Consider the following 19,068-nt stretch of genomic DNA (forward strand, 5'->3'; position numbering starts at 1 on the left):
AAATTTGTTGATAAAGTAGATCGTAGATTGCTATGAAGCAATAAATTTGTAAATTAAAATCTGATATGGTTTCTTTTCTTTTACAAAATATTCTGTATGAAATTTAAGCGCTCGTCGAAAAAGATGATATTTTAATTCGGTTTATACGAGTTATTAACGTTTCAGTCAAAATAATATTCCCATTTGCTTGAGCTAAATCACTCGAATAGTCAGACAGGTTTAGGCTGAGATGATAAAATTCAGTTCGGCAGAATAAGAGAAATAGTTAACAATTATCGGAGATAAATAACTTAGGGTTCAAAAACACCTTAAGATGTTTTTATTACAGAGTCGCTACATTTTCGGGGTGAATTTGTAGCTTAGGGTTTAACTGATAAACTTGTGCAAATCTTATGATTAAAATTAAAAAAGGACTCGACCTCCCAATTGCAGGAGCACCTGCCCAAGTGATAGAAGACGGACCCGCGATTCGACGCGTAGCATTGCTAGGTGAAGAATATGTCGGTATGCGTCCTTCTATGATGGTTTCGGAAGGTGAGCATGTAAAAAAAGGGCAAATTCTTTTTGAAGATAAAAAGAATGCCGGTGTCATTTTCACCAGCCCAGCTTGTGGTAAAGTCGTTGCAATTAACCGCGGCGAACGCCGTGTGTTCCAATCTATCGTTATCGAAATTGATGGCGACGAAGAAATCACCTTTAACCGTTATGATAGCTCAACGCTTTCAGACCTGACCCGCGAACAAGTTGAAACTAACCTCGTTAATTCGGGAATGTGGACTACATTAAGGACTCGTCCTTATAGCCGTACTCCGCGTTTAGGCACAACACCTGTTGCCATTTTTGTCTCTGCAATGGATACAAATCCGCTTGCAGCAGATCCTATGGTTATTATTGAGCAAAATGAGAAGGCATTTAATGATGGTCTTGTTGTTTTAACTCGTTTAACCGAAGGCAAAGTCTATGTTTGTCATGGTGAAAAATCACCTACAAAATTAAATGATGGACAAATTAGCTATAACCAATTTGCAGGCCCACATCCAGCAGGATTAGTTGGTACGCATATCCATTTCTTAGAACCTGTGAGTGCTAAGAAAATGGTTTGGCATTTAAATTACCAAGATGTCATTGCTATTGGTTATTTGTTTACAACAGGTTCTTTATATACAGAGCGTGTTGTTGCATTAGCCGGCCCTCAAGTAAAAGCACCTCGTTTAGTGCGTACTCGTTTAGGGGCTGATCTCTATGAGTTAACTAAAGATCAATTAGTTGATGGTGAAAACCGCATTATTTCTGGCTCTGTATTATGGGGATGGAAATCTGATGAGGCTCATCACTATTTAGGTCGTTTCCATAACCAAGTTTCTGTATTACGCGAAGGTCGTGATAAAGAGTTATTTGGTTGGGGTATGCCGGGTAGCGATAAATTTTCTATCACTCGTACAACTATCGGTCACTTCTTAAAAAATAAACGCTTTGCATTTACAACCACAATGAATGGTGGCGAACGTTCAATGGTACCAATTGGTAACTATGAGCGTGTGATGCCGTTAGACATTATGGCAACGCATTTATTACGTGATTTAGTTGTAGGTGATACTGACAGTTCTCAAGCATTAGGTTGTTTGGAATTGGATGAAGAAGATTTGGGATTATGTACTTATGTTTGCCCAAGCAAATATGAGTATGGCCCAGCACTGCGCCAAGTATTGACCAAAATTGAGCAGGAAGGGTAACTCATGGGTTTGAAAAATTTATTTGAAAAAGTAGAGCACCATTTTGAGCCCGGTGGCAAATTAGCAAAATGGTACGTACTTTATGAAGCCGTTACCACGGTATTTTATACGCCAGGTACTGTCACGCGTAATGGTGGGCATGTTCGTGACACTATTGACCTAAAACGCATGATGATCTTAGTTTGGTTGGCTGTTTTCCCAGCAATGTTTTGGGGAATGTATAACGTCGGTCATCAAGCGATCCCAGCACTTAATCAGTTATATAGCGGTGCTGAATTACAGCAAATTATTGCTTCAGATTGGCACTATCGCCTCGCTGAATTTCTCGGTGCATCATTAACAACAGATGCTGGATGGGCAAGTAAGATGCTACTTGGTGCAACTTACTTTTTACCTATTTATCTTGTTGTTTTTGCGGTTGGTGGATTTTGGGAAGTTCTTTTTGCCTTTATTCGTGGTCATGAAATTAACGAAGGCTTCTTTGTTACATCAATCTTATTTGCCTTGATCGTACCGCCAACATTACCACTTTGGCAGGCTGCATTAGGTATTACGTTTGGTGTTGTTATCGCGAAAGAAATCTTTGGTGGTACAGGGCGTAACTTCTTAAACCCTGCATTAGCAGGTCGCGCATTCCTGTTCTTTGCCTATCCTGCTCAAATCTCAGGTGATCTGGTTTGGACTGCGGCTGATGGCTTCTCTGGTGCGACACCATTATCGCAATGGTCTGTATCGGGTGAAAGTGCATTATTAAATACCGTCACTCAACAACCAATCTCTTGGATGCATGCTTTCCTTGGATATATTCCAGGGTCGATCGGTGAAGTTTCAACACTGATGATTTTAATCGGCGGAGCTGTCATTCTTTTTGCTCGCATTGCTTCATGGCGTATTGTTGCTGGGGTAATGGTGGGCATGATTGCAATGTCATACCTGTTTAATTTTATCGGTTCAGATACTAATCCTCTCTTCTCAATGCCTTGGCACTGGCACTTAGTATTAGGTGGTTTTGCTTTCGGTATGATGTTTATGGCAACAGATCCAGTATCCGCATCGTTTACCGATAAAGGTAAATGGGCTTACGGTATTTTGATTGGCGTAATGGCTGTGCTTATTCGTGTCGTCAATCCGGCTTACCCAGAAGGTATGATGCTGGCAATCTTATTCGCAAACTTATTTGCACCACTGTTTGATTACGTGGTTGTTCAGGCGAATATTAAGCGGAGACAAGCTCGTGGCTAAAGAGAAAAACAAAGATAGCGTCGCAAGAACGTTCCTCGTTGTATTTATTCTATGTCTGGTGTGTTCCGTGGTAGTAGCAGGAGCCGCTGTTGGACTGAAGTCTAAACAAGAAGAACAAAAACTTCTTGATAAACAACGTAATATTCTTGATGTTGCGGGTCTGCTCGTACCTAAAATGAGTGCGACAGATGTACTGAAGGTGTATGACACTCGTATTAAAGCAAAAATTGTTAATTTCCAGACAGGTGAACTGACTGATAGTAAAGGCAGTTTTGATTTAAGTGCGGCTTTACGCAGTGATGACACTTCAATCGCATTATCGCCACAAGAAGATATCGCCAAAATTCGCCGTCGTGCTAATACAGCAGAAGTCTACTTTGTGCTTGATGAACAAGGCAAAACCACAGAAGTTGTTCTACCTGTTTATGGTTCTGGCTTATGGTCTGTAATGTATGCTTTCGTTGCGGTTGATATTGATGGTGTGACTTCTAAAGGCATTACCTATTATGCTCATGGTGAAACACCGGGCTTAGGTGGTGAAGTAGACAATCCACAATGGAAAGCACAATGGAAGGGTAAGCGCTTAATTAACGAACAAGGTACTCCTGCAATTAAGATAGTACGTAGTGGTACAACTGATAGCCCTTATGGTATTGATGGACTTTCTGGCGCGACACTGACCTCAAATGGTATCCAGCATATGTTCGATTTCTGGTTAGGTGAAAAAGGTTTCGGCCCATTCCTGAAAAAAGTTCGTGAAGGAGAGATCAATGGCTGATACAAAAGAAATTAAACGAGTTTTACTTGGGCCATTGTTAGATAACAACCCGATTGCCTTACAGGTATTAGGTGTGTGTTCTGCATTGGCTGTAACAACAAAACTTGAAACCGCATTAGTGATGACAATTGCGGTAACTTTGGTTACTGCATTTTCAAGCTTCTTTATTTCACTCATTCGTAATTACATACCAAGTAGTGTTCGTATTATTGTTCAAATGGCGATTATTGCTTCATTAGTTATCGTTGTTGACCAAATACTACAAGCTTATGCGTATGAAATTTCTAAGCAACTTTCTGTTTTCGTTGGTCTTATCATTACTAACTGTATTGTAATGGGACGTGCTGAAGCTTATGCGATGAAAGCACCTCCTGTTGAAAGCTTTATGGATGGTATTGGTAACGGCTTAGGATACGGCGTTATCTTGATCCTTGTTGGTTTTTTACGTGAGCTTTTTGGTTCTGGTAAATTATTCGGCATTACAGTGATGGAGTCTGTCCAAAATGGTGGCTGGTATCAGCCAAACGGTTTATTCCTGTTAGCACCAAGTGCGTTCTTTATTATTGGCTTGCTAATTTGGGGATTACGTACATTAAAACCTGCACAGGTTGAAGAGGACTAATCGCCATGGAACATTATATAAGCCTGTTTGTTCGTGCTGTTTTTATTGAGAATATGGCGCTCGCATTCTTCTTAGGGATGTGTACATTCCTCGCCGTTTCTAAAAACGTAAAAACAGCTTTTGGATTAGGTATCGCTGTTACCGTTGTTCTAGGTCTTTCTGTACCGTTGAATAACTTGGTTTACAACTATGTGTTACGTGATAATGCATTAATGGAAGGTGTTGATTTAAGTTTCTTAAACTTTATCACTTTCATTGGTGTGATTGCGGCACTGGTACAAATCCTAGAAATGATTTTAGACCGTTATTTCCCTGCGCTGTATAACGCACTAGGGATCTTCTTGCCACTTATTACCGTTAACTGCGCCATTTTCGGTGGCGTGTCATTTATGGCACAACGTGACTATAACTTCAGTGAATCTATTGTTTATGGTTTCGGCTCTGGGATTGGTTGGATGTTAGCCATCGTATTACTGGCTTCTATCCGTGAGAAAATGAAGTACGCGGATGTACCGGCAGGTATGAAAGGGTTAGGCGTTACTTTTGTCACCACAGGGTTGATGGCATTAGGTTTCATGTCCTTCTCTGGTGTTCAGCTATAAAGGGTGAGAAGAACTCATGGATATAATTATTCTAGGTGTCGTGATGTTTACCCTGATTGTATTGGTATTAACAGCGTTGATTTTGTTCGCAAAATCAAAACTGGTCAATACAGGGGATATTTCAGTTGAGGTCAATGGAGACCCAGACAAAAGTTTTGATGCACCAGCAGGTGATAAATTACTTAACGTACTATCAAACGAAGGTATTTTTATTTCATCAGCTTGCGGTGGCGGTGGCTCTTGTGGTCAGTGCCGCGTTAAAGTGCTGGAAGGTGGCGGTGATATTTTACCGACAGAACTTTCACATATTAATAAGCGTGAAGCTAAAGAAGGTTGTCGTTTAGCGTGTCAGGTAAACGTAAAAAACAACCTGAAATTAGAATTACCGGAAGAAATCTTTGGTGTTAAAAAGTGGGAATGTGAAGTTATCTCAAATGATAATAAAGCCACTTTTATTAAAGAATTAGTGTTAAAAATCCCTGAAGGTGAGGTTGTACCTTTCCGTGCAGGTGGATTTATTCAAATCGAATGTCCTCCTCATACGGTACGTTATGAAGATTTTGATGTACCAGAAGAGTATCGTGAAGATTGGGATAAATTTAATTTGTTCCGCTATGTTTCTGATGTTAAAGAAACCACTGTACGTGCTTATTCAATGGCGAACTATCCAGAAGAACATGGCATCATCATGTTAAACGTGCGTATTGCAACACCTCCGCCACGTAATCCTGATGTGCCACCAGGAATTATGTCATCATATATTTGGTCATTAAAACCAGGTGATAAGGTGACGATTTCAGGGCCATTTGGCGAATTCTTTGCTAAGAAAACTGATGCTGAAATGATCTTTATTGGTGGTGGTGCAGGTATGGCACCAATGCGCTCACACATTTTTGATCAATTAAAACGCTTACATTCTAAACGTAAAATCAGCTTCTGGTATGGTGCGCGTTCTGTTCGTGAAATGTTCTACACAGAAGATTTCGACATGCTCGCGAGAGAGAACGAAAACTTCACATGGAATGTCGCGCTTTCAGATGCATTGCCTGAAGATAATTGGACTGGCTATACTGGATTTATTCACAATGTGTTGTTTGAAAACTACCTTAAAAATCATCCAGCACCAGAAGACTGTGAATTCTATATGTGTGGACCGCCAGTGATGAATGCAGCAGTTATTAAAATGCTCAAAGACTTAGGCGTTGAAGATGAAAACATTATGCTGGATGACTTTGGGGGTTGATCCTAACTTCCGATAAAGCATAAATGAATGAAATGACAAGCGCCCACTTATGTGGGCGCTCATGATCAGAAGAGAGAGTTATGTTAAAAAGAAAGATGATAAATTGGATAGTGATGCTGTCTGCATTAGTTCTATTATCTGCATGTGGTGAAAAGCAGCAGGTATTAGAAGGTGAAACCATGGGAACTTATTACTCGATTAAATATGTTCCTGACAGTAATTCACCTCCACAAAACGTCTTACAAACAGAGATTGATCGTATCCTTGAAGAAGTTAACGATCAAATGTCAACATATCGTCCTCATTCTGAACTCAGTCGTTTCAATCAAAGCCGTGAAATTAATACCCCATTTCCTGTTTCACCCGCGACAGCTAAAGTAGTCAGTGAAGCTATCCGTATTAATAAAATAACAGATGGTGCTTTAGATGTGACCGTTGGACCGTTAGTTAATTTATGGGGATTTGGCCCAGAAGGCCGATTTACGCATCAACCTTCTGAAGATGAATTAGAAAAACGTAAACAGTGGATTGGAATTGATTACCTTGCTGTTGAAGGTAATACATTAATTAAGAAGATCCCTGAGCTTTATGTCGATCTCTCTTCGATTGCTAAAGGCTATGGCGTTGATGCTGTGGCTGAATATTTAATTTCACAGAATATTACTAACTATATGGTTGATATTGGTGGTGAAGTAAGAACCCAAGGCGTGAATGGTAATGACAAGCTTTGGCGTATAGCGATTGAAAAACCAGCAAATGACGGCACAAAACAGAGTGTTCAGTTAATTATTGAACCAGGTGATAACTCAATAGCCACTTCTGGTGATTATCGTAACTATTTTGAAGAGAATGGTGTCCGTTTTTCTCATACTATTGACCCAACCACAGGTCATCCTATTAAACATAACCTTGTTTCTATTACTGTGATTGTGCCAACTTGCATGAGCGCAGATGGTCTTTCGACAGGATTGAATGTTTTAGGGCCTGAAAAAGGGTTAGCAGTAGCAAACGAGCTAAATATTCCTGTCTTTATGATAGTGAAAACTGAAAATGGGTTTGAAGAGCGTTATAGTAAAGCATTCGCCCCGTTCTTGAAAAAGTAGAATTTAAGGAGAGAAGGTTATGTTAAAAATATTTCTATTTGCCTTCATCTTATTCTTGATTGCTTTCTTTGGTATGGCGTTAGGCTATATTGTAAAACGTAAAAGCCTTCAAGGTAGCTGTGGCGGTTTAGGTGCTATGGGCATAGAAAAAGAGTGTGATTGCCCCGAACCTTGTGATGCACGTAAAAAACGTATGGCAAAAGATGCAGCAAGAGAAGAATTGCTTAATAAAAATAGAATTCTTTAAGTAAGATATAAAAATAAAAAAAGAGTGGTGTATATATTTACATCACTCTTTTTTATTTTCTTCTTTCTGAAGAAGCGAAGCTAAAAGCTAGGGACTTACTCTTTTCTAAATGTTTCCATCTTTGCTAAATGTTTTCATCTTTGCGGGTGAATCGACCATAACTGCATCAGCACCTAATTCTGTGGCTTGAATTATGAGCATTGCCACCAGCACGAAAACAAGACATAGCGTCTTTATCCCAACTTAGAACCGATGCTGAGCGTGCTTCACCTAATGTGTATTTCTCAACAACTTCTACTTTGCGGTGAAGCTCAAGCCCATACCAACGAGTAATATCTAAATTTTCAGGTAGTAGGCAAATATGGCTCATTGTGATATTGGCTAAAATATCACGAGTAATATCACGACTTTCAAAACGTTGTACATTAGTTGATAAGGCGTCAAGAAATGCAGTATTTGTAGAATAAACGCGAGTTCTATCCAGTGCGTTATGATTATGAAGTACGGTGGTTAATGCTTCAGCTTGGATTGCAGGATCAGCATCTGGTGATTTTAAATCAAGATAAAACTGTGTTGTAGGGAATTGAGTTAATATCTCATCCAATGTCGGAATGGTGACACCTTTATTTCGATAAGGAAATTGTTGTGCTTCACCAAATTTATAGCCAGCATCCCATTGTTTAAGTTGCTGTGCCGTAAAGTCAGAAACACTACCTTGCCCATTTGTTAAGCTTTTTAAATCACTAGGACGATAAAGGACAGGAATATTATCTTTCGATAATTGAATAGTGATCCAAATTGCATCAGCTTGATTAGAGAGGGCTGTTTTTATAGCAATTTCAGTATTTTCAGGGGCATCAGCTGTGCCACCACGATGTGCGATAATTTTAGGAGATGCCATAAGAATTACAGAATAAAAAAAGAGAGAAATAGCGATAAATAATTTGATCATGAAAAATTATTTCCTTGTTTTATATATAGTTACAAAACAATATTTAAAATTAATGTAATTAATCAGCGAGCTAAAACAATCTATCACCACTTTGTGACAATTCTATAAATAAACAGACTAATTCAGATTTTTATGAGAAATACACCTCAATAGAGGGATATGAGAAGGAATAAAAATTGTAGTTAATATTTATTTACTGTATATTTAAACAGTAAATGAGGCGAGGTGATTGTATGCGTAAAATTATTCATGTTGATATGGATTGTTTTTATGCTGCGATTGAAATGCGAGATAATCCAGCACTAAAAGAGATCCCAATTGCGGTTGGAGGCAATGCTTCTAGCCGAGGTGTGATCTGCACGGCGAATTATCCTGCTCGTCGTTTTGGCGTCCGTAGTGCTATGTCAACGGCGACAGCGTTGAAGTTATGTCCTCACTTAAAAGTTTTACCCGGCAGAATGCCTCTCTATAAAGAGACATCAGCAAAGATCCGCCAAATTTTTTCTCGTTATACCCACCTTATTGAACCTCTTTCACTCGATGAAGCTTATCTTGATGTATCTGACAGTAAGCATTGTCATGGTTCTGCAACGTTGATCGCTCAAGAAATTCGCCAACAAATTTTTGATGAGTTAAATCTTACTGCATCCGCAGGCATTGCACCGATTAAATTTCTCGCCAAAATTGCCTCTGATATCAACAAACCAAATGGGCAATTTGTTATAACACCAGAGCAAGTCGATGATTTTATTTTAAAATTACCGCTTAACAAAATACCAGGTGTAGGTAAGGTGACATTTGCTCGCTTGCAAGAAATGGGCTTAGAAACGTGTGCTGATATTCGCCGTACTGATGTCATTTCTTTAGTAAAAGTATTTGGGAAATTTGGTCAAAATTTATGGGAACGCAGTCATGGCATCGATGAGCGTGAAATTAACCCTGATAGACTTAGAAAATCAGTCGGAGTTGAACGTACTTTTGCTTCAGATATTAATTCTTGGGATGATTGCTTGGCATTACTTGACGGATTATATAGCGAATTAGAACGGCGACTAACAAAAGTGAAACCCGATTTAAGGATAGCAAGGCAAGGCGTTAAACTAAAATTTGATGATTTTCAATTAACGACACAAGAGCATACTCATCCTATTTTAGAAAAAGCCGATTTAATAAATATTGCCTACCAAGCATGGCATGAGCGCCGAAATGGCAGAGGTGTGCGATTAATCGGATTTCATGTCACCTTACAAGATCCGCAAATAGAACGACAACTTCTTTTAGCACTGTAAGAATTAAAAAAACCATAGCCGATCAACAGACAGGCTATGGCTAACGTAGTTAATTTATGTAGTTAATCTATATAGTCTTACCAGCGATAATTCATTGTTGCTGTCATTGTTCTGCCGATCCCATAAAAACATGCAGTATCACCAGCACAAGATGCAACATAGTGTTTATTCGCAATATTATTCATATTAAGCTGAATTTCAGCACCTTTTAAAGAAGGTGATAGCTCACCTAATGAATAGCCAATCATGGCATCATAAAGCGTAACTGCGGGCACACTGACTGTATTTTTGGTATCACCTTGAGATACGCCAACATATCGCACGCCAAAGCCTGCTTTAGAGCCATTAAATAGCCCTGATGTTTCATCATATTGACCCCAAAATGATGCCATGTGCTTAGGAACTCTAGGGAGTTCTTTTCCCTGTGTTCCCGCAATAATGGTTTTTCTTACTTCAGTATCGGTATAAGCATAACTGCTGATAAATGAAATATTTTCAGTTAATTGGCTATTAATTTGCGCTTCAACACCACGACTTCTAATTTCACCCACTGGTTCAAAATACGCTTTTTCAGCATTGTAGTTGGTTACATTGCGTTGCTGTAATTGATAAACAGAGAGTGTTGCCAATGTTTGTTCATTTGGTGTGAGGTATTTAATTCCAGCTTCTAATTGACGACCTTCGCTAGGCTCAAAAGGGGCACTTCCTGGTGCGCGGCGAGTTTGTAAATTAGGTTCAAACGAGGTGCTATAACTAATATAAGGAGAAATACCATTATCAAAAGAATATAAAAGCCCTGCGCGACCCGTTAACTTATGATCATCTTGTTGAACATAGCTTTTAGCTAAGAAATCATGAGTCCGAACTTGAGCCCAATCTTGGCGTAAGCCTGCAAGTAAGATCCAATTTTTCCATTGGATCTGATCTTGTAGATACAACCCGATTTGATCACGTTTTTGTCGCTGATCGGTTGCGGGTTTTTGTAAGCTCATATCAATTGGATAGTGATAATTAGGATCACGCCAATCAAGATCGTACTCGGGGCCCATTGCACGAAGTAAATTATCTTGGTCTTTACTCCACTGATAATCAATACCAGCAATCACAGTATGATTAAGTTTTGCAGTAGCAAAGTCAGCTTGTAAGCGAGTATCTATTCCTAAAGTATCTGTTTCTCGCTGCTCTTGTTGAGCTCGGCGCTCAAGAATATAAGGGTTATCTTTTCTTAAAGAACCAAAAACAAGATATTTATATTTTTGATTAATATGGCTGTATCGAGCATTTTGTACAATTTTTAGTGTGTCATTAAATTCGTGTTCGAATTCATAACCTATACCATATTGCTGGCGCCATGACTTATGGTAATCGGGATTGTTGACATCAAAATCAAAGGGAATAGTACCTTCTGGCGTACTTTTTACTGTACCGTAAGCGGGTAAAAAATTACGATATCCCGCTTCAGGCTCTTGCTGAATAAAGCTTAATAATGTTAAACGTGTTTGTTCATTCGGTAAAAAGGTAATGGCAGGAGCGAGCGCAAAACGCTCTTCTTTATAATTTTTTATTTGGGTATGTTGTGTTTTAGCAATACCATTTAGGCGATAAAGAACTCGATTATCATCACTCAATGTACCCGAAAAATCAAAAGCGGTTTCTGCTAATTTATCATTACCTGCACGTACTTGAATGTGACGAATAAGGGATGCAGTTGGTCTTTTACTTGTCATTGCAACAAGGCCACCTGGGTTTACTTGGCCATAAAGAACAGATGCAGGTCCTCTAATAACTTCAACACGCTCTAATAACCATGGATCAATTGCGCCAGTTGACGATGAAGCTCCCATTCCATAACTTAATCCATCAAGAAAGCGTGGTGCATAACTGTATCCACGAATAAAAACCTCATCATTACGATTAGAACTTCCACGATATTCTGTGAAAACTCCAGGTGTATAACGTAACGCCTGAGAAACTGAGCTGACATCTTGAGCGTCCATTTGATCACGGGTGATCACGCTAATGGATTGTGGTGTTTTTTCAATTTCAGTCGGTGTTTTATTTGTTGATAATGTTTTTGTTGCCACAAAACCTGAAACAGGCGCTTGTGGATCTTGTGATGAAGTTGCTGTCACAACTATTTTTTCAGGCGTATTTTGATTAACTGCTGCATGAATTTGAACAGATAACAGACTTAGCGGTAAGGCGAGTAAGACGCTAACAGCATAATTTTTATTAGACACAATCGATCCCTTTGAATTTTTTATTTTTAACTTTAACTGCGGAGCAGTGAAAATATCACTCATTAAACATTAATGCTAATGATAATAATTAGCATTCTATAAATTATGATATTTAAGGGAAATTCATTGAGAATGAGAGAGAAATGATTTTTTTGCAGAGACTTCAGTAACAAAAAACCCGCCAATAAGCGGGTTTCATTATTAACGTTAAAGCGAGATTATTTAGCAGGGATTGCTTTTAAAATCGCGGTTAATAATTGCCAGTATTGACCGACGCTCTTAATGTGAACGCGTTCGTCTGGTGAGTGAGCACCACGGATTGTTGGCCCAATAGAAACCATATCCATATCTGGGTAAGGTTTTTTGAACAGACCACACTCAAGACCTGCGTGGATAACCATGATATTTGGTACTTTATCAAACAGTTGTTGGTAAGTGTCACGAACTAAATGCATAACAGGAGAGTCTGCATCTGGTTTCCAACCAGGGTAACCGCCTTTCGTTTCAATATCGGCTTTAGCCAGTTTTGCTAATGCTGTCAGCATGCTAACAACATAGGTTTTACCACTATCGATTAGAGAACGAATTAAGCACAGAATTTCTACTTTATCATCAACAATGCTAACAACACCGACGTTTAGTGAAGTTTCAACAACACCTTCAACATCGTCACTCATACGAATAACGCCGTTTGGCATTGCATTAAGTAAGTTAATGACACGAGATTGGCAATCTGCGGTGAACGCTTTTTTATCTGTTGTTGTATCAATTAATTCAACTTTTAGATTCTTCTCTGCGATCGCTAATTCGCTTTTTAGCAATTCTTCAAAGCGTACTTTTAATGCTTCTAATTCTTTGACTTTATCCGCTGGAATTGCAAAAACAATGTTTGCTTCACGAGGAATCGCATTACGCAGTGTACCACCGTGGAAATCAATTAATTTCAGTGATAATTCTTCTGCATGACCCGCTAAAAAACGTGCCAATAATTTATTTGCGTTACCTAAGCCTAAATGGATATCACCACCAGAATGGCCGCCATTTAATCCTTTTAGAACCAGTTGTTTAACAACGTGACCTGCTGGGATTGCATCGTAAGAAAGGCTTACTGTGGTTTTAACATCAATACCACCCGCACAACCCATGTAGATTTCACCTTCTTCTTCTGAGTCTGTGTTGATAAGAATATCAGCTTGTAACCAACCCGGTTGTAAACCAAAAGCACCGTCCATACCTGTTTCTTCAGTCATGGTTAACAGCACTTCTAATGGGCCGTGTTTAACAGTGTCATCAGCTAAAACAGCTAATGCAGATGCCATACCAACACCATTATCTGCACCTAATGTGGTGCCTTTCGCTTTGATCCATTCGCCATCAATGTAAGGTTGAATTGGATCTTTAGTGAAGTCGTGAACGGTGTCGTTGTTTTTTTGTGGCACCATATCTAAGTGTGCTTGTAAAACAACAGTTTTACGATCTTCCATGCCTTTGGTTGCTGGTTTACGAATTAAAATATTGCCAACGGCATCGCGCTCTGCAAAAAGTCCTTTTTCACTTGCCCAAGAAAGAATGTGGGAAGCTAAGGCTTCTTCATGATGTGATGGATGTGGAATCGAACAAATTTTTGCAAAAATATCCCATAGTGGTTGTGGGGATAGAGTAGATAGTTCAGACACGATGGATCTCCTCTAACAGCATCTGTGTTATTGATAGCCTACCGCTTTTTTAAGGGTTAGCTTTATTATTCTGAGCGTTATACGCCAATATAGTTGAGAATATCACTTTCTTCTGATGAATGCGTCATTCTATTCACATCTCTATCTAAGAAATTAGATCTCTATTTTGCATTCATTTTTTATATATGGTTCATTTTTTAATCGAAAAAAGACATTACAGAAAAAAATTAGGATAATCTCACCTGTTTTCACGTTTTTTCTGGTTTTTAGGTGCTCAAATCACTATAATCTCGCGCAACCTTTTTTTCCGCAAAAAAGCTTCTCTCGAAATTTCAGTAGCTAGGATCACAATATTATGAGCGAAAAATATGTTGTAACGTGGGATATGTTGCAAATACATGCCCGTCAATTGGCGCAACGTTTACTACCAGTCGAACAATGGACAGGCATTATTGCTGTCAGCCGTGGGGGATTAGTCCCTGCTGCATTACTTGCTCGTGAATTAGGTATCCGTCATGTGGATACAGTCTGTATTTCTAGCTATGACCACGATCATCAGCGTGACCTCAAAATCTTAAAAAAAGCAGAAGGTGATGGTGAAGGCTTTATCGTTGTTGACGATTTAGTCGATACTGGTGGTACTGCTAAAGTTATCCGTGAGATGTATCCAAAAGCGCATTTTGTCACTATTTTTGCAAAACCAGAAGGGCGTCCTTTAGTGGATGATTTTGTGGTTGATATTCCGCAAAATACATGGATTGAACAGCCTTGGGATATGGGTGTTGCCTTTATTCCACCTGTTTGCGATCAAAAATAAGTTGATAGCATTCGCTTTGCTGTTTTAATTGAGATCCTCGCTTAGGCGGGGATTTTTGTTTTTAAGCTTTTTTCTCTTTTCTCTTTTCTCTTTTCTCTTTTCTCTTTTCTCTTCCTCTTTATGATGTCTTCGTGCGATTGCTTGTCGTGATACACATTGTTCCCGTCGATTTCATGCTATGATAAAGCCAGACTTTTAAGCCCCTTTACACGATATCCACTGATTTGAAGAGCGATATGACAGAGAACAAAAACCTTTCTGAAACACTGTTTAAGCCTCGTGCAAAACACGCAGAAACGTCAACATTAATACAGTACACACACCCAAAATCAAATATAGCGACAAACTCTGTATTAAATGGAACAAGCCAGCTAAATTGGTATCGAACAATTCAACGTTTACAATGGATTTGGCGAGGTATTTCTCCTATTGAAATAGAAGAGGTATTAAGCCGAATTGCGGTGCCTGATGCACCTCGTAGTGATGAAAAATTTATCGATACTGTTGTTGGGTATCGTAAAGGTGGCTGGTCATTTGAATGGTCACATCAAGCGATGATCTGGCAACAAAAAGCATTATGTGAAGAGTCTGGTGATGCCGCAGCAGATTGTTGGTTACAAGCCGCATATCTTTATAGTATTGCTGCATATCCCTTTATTAATGGTGATTTTTTAGCGGATCAAGCAGTTATTTTGTCGATGAAAGCTTTTGAGAATGCGACAAAATTCTCCTCTTTTGAAGTCAAAAAACTGACATTTAAATTAGAGGGAAAAGGATCGACAACGGGTTTTCTGCATTTACCCAAAGATTGTAGAGGCCCTTATCCTACCGTGTTATTTTGTGGCGGATTAGACGGTTTACAAAGCGATTATGTCAGCTTTTTCCGTAATTACCTTTCCCCTAAAGGTATTGCAATGCTAACACTGGATATGCCCGCAATTGGTTATTCAGTAAAACAAAAACTAACGGAAGATACATGCCAATTACAAGGTGAAGTTCTAAAACAACTTTCTGAAGTACCTTGGATTGATCATACTCGTGTTGGTGTGATGGGCTTTCGCTTTGGCGGTAATATTGCCGTGCGCTTAGCTTATATCTACCCAAAATTGATTAAAGGCGTTGTTGCCTTAGGTCCTTTGATCCACGCTTTCTTTACCCAAGCTGAATTGCAGAAAAAAATTCCTGTGATGTATCTTGATGTGTTAGCAAGTCGCTTAGGGTTATGGAATATTGATGAGAATAATCTTCGATTATCATTGAGCAGTTACTCCCTGAAAAACCAAGGCCTGATTGGGCGGCGTATGCCTGTTCCTATGATGGGGGTTTATTGGAAAGGTGATGAAATGAGCCCTAAAGAGGATTCGCAGTTAATTGCACGCTCTTCTATGGATGGTGACATTCTTGCTATTAATGATAAGCCGCTTTACGAAGGTTTAGAGCTCGCGTTACAAAAAAGCGCAGATTGGATCTATGATAAATTAATATAATTAATTTTGAACAATAACTTGCTAATTATATTAGATTATATAACAGTAGAGTTTCTAAGGAGACTGAATTTATGACTTCATCTTTGAACCCTACCCGAGGTAAGTTATTAAAGCGTTTTGCTCAAATCGGCCCATATATCCGAGAGCAACAATGCCAAGAGAGCCAGTTCTTTTTTGACTGTTTAGCTGTTTGTGTAAATAAAAAAGTCGCGCCGGAAAAACGAGAGTTTTGGGGCTGGTGGATGGAATTAGAACGCAATAATGAACAGCTCATTTATCATTATCAAATTGGGCTATTCGATAAAAATGGTGATTGGCTCCATCAGAACATCAGTAAGAATGATGTTGTTGAGTCAATTAATGAAACACTTATTCGTTTTCATGAATTTCTTCAACTCGCGGTGAGTGAATTAGAGATGACACTCATTCCAGATGAAAAAATGAACAAATTTCCGCTTCCCATTCAGCCCTAATTTTGTGTTAGGGCAACTTTTCATAGATTTTGCGTTATGTCAGTTGGCATAACGCTTCTCTCCTGATAAAACTGTGTATTATCTTTTTAAATAATCAACAAGAATGGTAAATGTTATGAGTAGCAGCCAAACGCTGGTTGTTAAATTAGGGACAAGTGTACTTACTGGTGGTTCACGACGTCTGGATCAGTCTCATATTGTTGAGCTGGTTCGCCAATGTGCTAAACAACACGAAAAAGGGCATCGGATTATAATTGTCACTTCAGGTGCAATTGCAGCAGGGCGTGAATATTTGAATTATCCTGATTTGCCTGCAACTATTGCTTCAAAACAGTTGCTTGCCGCTGTGGGGCAAAGTGCTTTAATTCAAGTATGGAAACAGTTATTTGCCATCTATGGTATTCATATTGGTCAAATGCTATTAACGCGTGCTGATATTGAAGATAGAGAACGATTCTTAAATGCACGCGATACCTTACATGCACTGTTAGATAACCATATTATCCCCGTTATCAATGAAAATGATGCTGTTGCTACCGCGGAAATTAAAGTGGGTGATAACGATAATTTATCGGCATTAGCGGCTATTTTAGGCGGTGCAGATAAACTGTTATTACTAACGGATATTGAAGGGCTTTATACCGCTGATCCTCGTAGTAATCCAGATGCTAAATTGATCCCTGAAGTTTTTGATATCAATGATGAGTTACGCCAAATGGCAGGTGATAGCGTATCAGGTTTAGGTACGGGTGGTATGGCAACAAAACTACAAGCAGCAACCGTTGCAGGGCGTGCGGGTATTGATGTTGTCATCGCGGCAGGCGTACAACCTGAAGTTATCGCTAAAGTTATCAATAATGAACCTGTTGGAACGTTATTTCATGGCTTACAAAGTCCATTAGAAGCGCGTAAGCGGTGGATCTTTGGTGCGCCAATAGCTGGTGTGATAGTGGTTGATGAAGGAGCTGAAAACGCAATTAAAGAAAAAGGTAGCTCCCTTTTACCAAAAGGTATCAAAGAAATTAAAGGCGATTTCTCTCGTGGATGTGTTATCCGCATTCAAAGTTTACAAGGTAAAGATCTCGCTCATGGTGTTGCACACTATAATAGTGATGCACTGCGTCTAATTGCAGGACACCATTCACAAGAAATTAGTCAAATTTTAGGTTATGAGTATGGCAGTGTTGCCGTACATCGTGATGATATGATTGTTAGCTAAGGAGCCTTCTGATGTTAGAACAAATGGGTAAATCGGCAAGAGAGGCATCTTGGCATTTAGCTCAACTATCAACAGAGCAAAAAAATCAGGCATTACTAGTTATGGCTGATTTATTAGAACAACAAGAAGCTTCAATTCTTGCAGCAAATGAAAAAGATATGCAAGCGGCTCGTGAAGCCAATATTAATGCCGCTATGCTTGATCGTTTATTACTAAATTCTGCACGTTTAAAAGCCATTGCAGATGATGTACGACAAGTGTGTCGCTTAGAAGATCCTGTGGGTCAAGTTATTGATGGCCGTATGCTAGATAGCGGTTTACGTTTAGAGCGTCGCCGTGTGCCGTTGGGGGTTGTAGGTGTTATTTATGAAGCTCGCCCTAATGTCACAATTGATGTCGCCTCTTTATGTTTGAAAACAGGTAATGCGGCTATTCTTCGTGGTGGAAAAGAAACTCATCATACTAACCAAGCGGTTGTTGCTGTTATTCAGCAAGCATTAGAAAAATGTGGTATTCCTGCTGGTGCTATTCAGGCGATTGATAAGCCTGATCGTGAGTTAGTCGCTAAAATGCTAAAAATGGATGAGTATATTGATATGCTTATTCCACGAGGTGGTGCAGGGTTGCATAAACTTTGCCGTGAACAATCAACCATTCCAGTTATTACTGGTGGTATCGGCGTTTGCCATACTTTTGTTGATGAAAGTGCGGATTTAGGAAAAGCATTAACAGTTATCGTAAATGCGAAAGTACAACGTCCAAGCGCGTGTAACTCTTTAGAAACGCTCTTAGTACACGAAAAGATTGCAGATCTATTTTTACCACAGCTAAGTGATGCTATGGCAGCTCAAAAGGTGACTTTGCATTCAAGTGAGAAGGCATTAGCAGGGTTAAAAAAAGGCGGAGCTACTGTTGTTGATGTGAAAGATGCTGATTATTGCGATGAATGGTTATCACTTGATTTAAATGTAGAAGTAGTGAGTGGGTTAACTGAGGCTATTAGCCATATTCGCCGTTATGGTACTGCACACTCTGATGCTATTTTAACGCAATCTATCTCTAATGCTGATCGCTTTGTTCGCCAAGTTGATTCTGCTGCTGTGTATGTTAATGCAAGTACACGTTTTACTGATGGTGGACAATTCGGTTTAGGTGCCGAGGTTGCTGTTAGTACACAGAAATTACATGCTAGAGGGCCAATGGGATTAGATGCCTTAACGACCTATAAATGGATTGGTTACGGTGATAATACAATTCGTAGCTAAGTGTTAAGATGATTAAATAAGCCATACTTTTCTAAAGTGTGGCTTTATTTTTTTGTTACATCAGGTATGATATTTCATAC

The 19,068-nt window shown here is 39.2% G+C and carries 16 protein-coding genes and 1 pseudogene; 14 read left to right on the plus strand and 3 right to left on the minus strand.

Features of this window, described 5'->3' with window-relative positions:
* Positions 1–392: 392 nt before the first annotated feature.
* The 8 genes from ACNART_RS05840 (at position 393) to nqrM (ending at position 7,570) form a co-directional block, all read left to right on the plus strand.
* Entirely contained in the window at positions 393–1,733 is a 1,341-nt protein-coding gene (locus ACNART_RS05840) for a Na(+)-translocating NADH-quinone reductase subunit A (RefSeq protein WP_109373917.1), read from the plus strand.
* Positions 1,734–1,736: 3 nt separating this feature from the next.
* The gene (locus ACNART_RS05845; RefSeq protein WP_368927274.1) at positions 1,737–2,975 is read left to right on the plus strand and encodes an NADH:ubiquinone reductase (Na(+)-transporting) subunit B; all 1,239 of its coding nucleotides are present in this window, start codon (positions 1,737–1,739) and stop codon (positions 2,973–2,975) included.
* A complete protein-coding gene (locus ACNART_RS05850) occupies positions 2,968–3,753 on the plus strand; it encodes a Na(+)-translocating NADH-quinone reductase subunit C (protein ID WP_109373918.1) in 786 nt (261 codons plus the stop codon). The genes ACNART_RS05845 and ACNART_RS05850 overlap by 8 nt, the downstream gene beginning before the upstream one ends.
* Entirely contained in the window at positions 3,746–4,375 is a 630-nt protein-coding gene (locus ACNART_RS05855) for an NADH:ubiquinone reductase (Na(+)-transporting) subunit D (protein WP_088493503.1), read from the plus strand. The genes ACNART_RS05850 and ACNART_RS05855 overlap by 8 nt, the downstream gene beginning before the upstream one ends.
* Before the next feature lie 5 nt (positions 4,376–4,380).
* Positions 4,381–4,977 carry an NADH:ubiquinone reductase (Na(+)-transporting) subunit E gene (gene nqrE / locus ACNART_RS05860; protein WP_006534792.1) on the plus strand — a complete coding sequence of 199 codons (597 nt, stop codon included), beginning with the start codon at positions 4,381–4,383 and terminating at the stop codon, positions 4,975–4,977.
* A gap of 16 nt (positions 4,978–4,993) precedes the next feature.
* The gene (nqrF, locus tag ACNART_RS05865) at positions 4,994–6,220 is read left to right on the plus strand and encodes an NADH:ubiquinone reductase (Na(+)-transporting) subunit F (protein ID WP_109373919.1); all 1,227 of its coding nucleotides are present in this window, start codon (positions 4,994–4,996) and stop codon (positions 6,218–6,220) included.
* Positions 6,221–6,300: 80 nt separating this feature from the next.
* A complete protein-coding gene (locus ACNART_RS05870; protein ID WP_109373920.1) occupies positions 6,301–7,323 on the plus strand; it encodes an FAD:protein FMN transferase in 1,023 nt (340 codons plus the stop codon).
* A gap of 19 nt (positions 7,324–7,342) precedes the next feature.
* Positions 7,343–7,570, plus strand: coding sequence for a (Na+)-NQR maturation NqrM (nqrM, locus tag ACNART_RS05875; protein WP_023580998.1), 228 nt, complete (start codon positions 7,343–7,345; stop codon positions 7,568–7,570).
* 105 nt (positions 7,571–7,675) lie between these two features.
* Here the strand turns inward: nqrM and ACNART_RS05880 are convergent.
* Positions 7,676–8,522, minus strand: a pseudogene (locus ACNART_RS05880) (glycerophosphodiester phosphodiesterase family protein).
* A 233-nt stretch (positions 8,523–8,755) separates the two neighbouring features.
* Here ACNART_RS05880 and dinB point away from each other — a divergent pair.
* Positions 8,756–9,811, plus strand: a complete 1,056-nt coding sequence (gene dinB / locus ACNART_RS05885) for a DNA polymerase IV (protein WP_160230048.1) — start codon at positions 8,756–8,758, stop codon at positions 9,809–9,811.
* Positions 9,812–9,888: 77 nt separating this feature from the next.
* On the opposite strand, the gene ACNART_RS05890 is transcribed toward dinB, so the two are convergent.
* Both ACNART_RS05890 and pepD read right to left on the minus strand, forming a co-directional pair.
* Positions 9,889–12,051 carry a TonB-dependent siderophore receptor gene (locus ACNART_RS05890; RefSeq protein ID WP_368927271.1) on the minus strand — a complete coding sequence of 721 codons (2,163 nt, stop codon included), beginning with the start codon at positions 12,049–12,051 and terminating at the stop codon, positions 9,889–9,891.
* Between the two features lie 218 nt (positions 12,052–12,269).
* Positions 12,270–13,727 (minus strand): beta-Ala-His dipeptidase, encoded by a 1,458-nt coding sequence (gene pepD / locus ACNART_RS05895; protein WP_196534262.1) that lies wholly within the window; start codon positions 13,725–13,727, stop codon positions 12,270–12,272.
* A gap of 355 nt (positions 13,728–14,082) precedes the next feature.
* On the opposite strand from pepD, the gene gpt reads away from it, so the two are divergent.
* The 5 genes from gpt to ACNART_RS05920 all read left to right on the plus strand — a co-directional run bounded on the left by gpt (position 14,083) and on the right by ACNART_RS05920 (position 18,988).
* Entirely contained in the window at positions 14,083–14,544 is a 462-nt protein-coding gene (gene gpt / locus ACNART_RS05900) for a xanthine phosphoribosyltransferase (protein ID WP_006534780.1), read from the plus strand.
* 236 nt (positions 14,545–14,780) lie between these two features.
* Positions 14,781–16,031 (plus strand): esterase FrsA, encoded by a 1,251-nt coding sequence (gene frsA, locus ACNART_RS05905; protein WP_416303474.1) that lies wholly within the window; start codon positions 14,781–14,783, stop codon positions 16,029–16,031.
* A gap of 71 nt (positions 16,032–16,102) precedes the next feature.
* Positions 16,103–16,504 carry a sigma factor-binding protein Crl gene (gene crl, locus ACNART_RS05910; RefSeq protein ID WP_075672399.1) on the plus strand — a complete coding sequence of 134 codons (402 nt, stop codon included), beginning with the start codon at positions 16,103–16,105 and terminating at the stop codon, positions 16,502–16,504.
* Positions 16,505–16,619: 115 nt separating this feature from the next.
* Positions 16,620–17,723, plus strand: coding sequence for a glutamate 5-kinase (proB, locus tag ACNART_RS05915; RefSeq protein WP_109373927.1), 1,104 nt, complete (start codon positions 16,620–16,622; stop codon positions 17,721–17,723).
* A gap of 11 nt (positions 17,724–17,734) precedes the next feature.
* Positions 17,735–18,988 (plus strand): glutamate-5-semialdehyde dehydrogenase, encoded by a 1,254-nt coding sequence (locus ACNART_RS05920; RefSeq protein WP_196534260.1) that lies wholly within the window; start codon positions 17,735–17,737, stop codon positions 18,986–18,988.
* Positions 18,989–19,068 lie beyond the last annotated feature (80 nt).

The sequence above is a fragment of the Proteus sp. LHD240705 genome (assembly GCF_047921555.1).
Taxonomy (GTDB): Bacteria; Pseudomonadota; Gammaproteobacteria; order Enterobacterales; family Enterobacteriaceae; genus Proteus.

Coding starts and splice junctions, on each gene's coding strand:
- ACNART_RS05920 (WP_196534260.1), top strand. CDS start 17,735: ATGTTAGAACAAATGGGTAAATCGGCAAGAGAGGCATCTTGGCATTTA.
- nqrE (WP_006534792.1), top strand. CDS start 4,381: ATGGAACATTATATAAGCCTGTTTGTTCGTGCTGTTTTTATTGAGAAT.
- proB (WP_109373927.1), top strand. CDS start 16,620: ATGAGTAGCAGCCAAACGCTGGTTGTTAAATTAGGGACAAGTGTACTT.
- ACNART_RS05855 (WP_088493503.1), top strand. CDS start 3,746: ATGGCTGATACAAAAGAAATTAAACGAGTTTTACTTGGGCCATTGTTA.
- gpt (WP_006534780.1), top strand. CDS start 14,083: ATGAGCGAAAAATATGTTGTAACGTGGGATATGTTGCAAATACATGCC.
- frsA (WP_416303474.1), top strand. CDS start 14,781: ATGACAGAGAACAAAAACCTTTCTGAAACACTGTTTAAGCCTCGTGCA.
- ACNART_RS05870 (WP_109373920.1), top strand. CDS start 6,301: ATGTTAAAAAGAAAGATGATAAATTGGATAGTGATGCTGTCTGCATTA.
- ACNART_RS05840 (WP_109373917.1), top strand. CDS start 393: ATGATTAAAATTAAAAAAGGACTCGACCTCCCAATTGCAGGAGCACCT.
- nqrF (WP_109373919.1), top strand. CDS start 4,994: ATGGATATAATTATTCTAGGTGTCGTGATGTTTACCCTGATTGTATTG.
- crl (WP_075672399.1), top strand. CDS start 16,103: ATGACTTCATCTTTGAACCCTACCCGAGGTAAGTTATTAAAGCGTTTT.
- ACNART_RS05845 (WP_368927274.1), top strand. CDS start 1,737: ATGGGTTTGAAAAATTTATTTGAAAAAGTAGAGCACCATTTTGAGCCC.
- nqrM (WP_023580998.1), top strand. CDS start 7,343: ATGTTAAAAATATTTCTATTTGCCTTCATCTTATTCTTGATTGCTTTC.
- dinB (WP_160230048.1), top strand. CDS start 8,756: ATGCGTAAAATTATTCATGTTGATATGGATTGTTTTTATGCTGCGATT.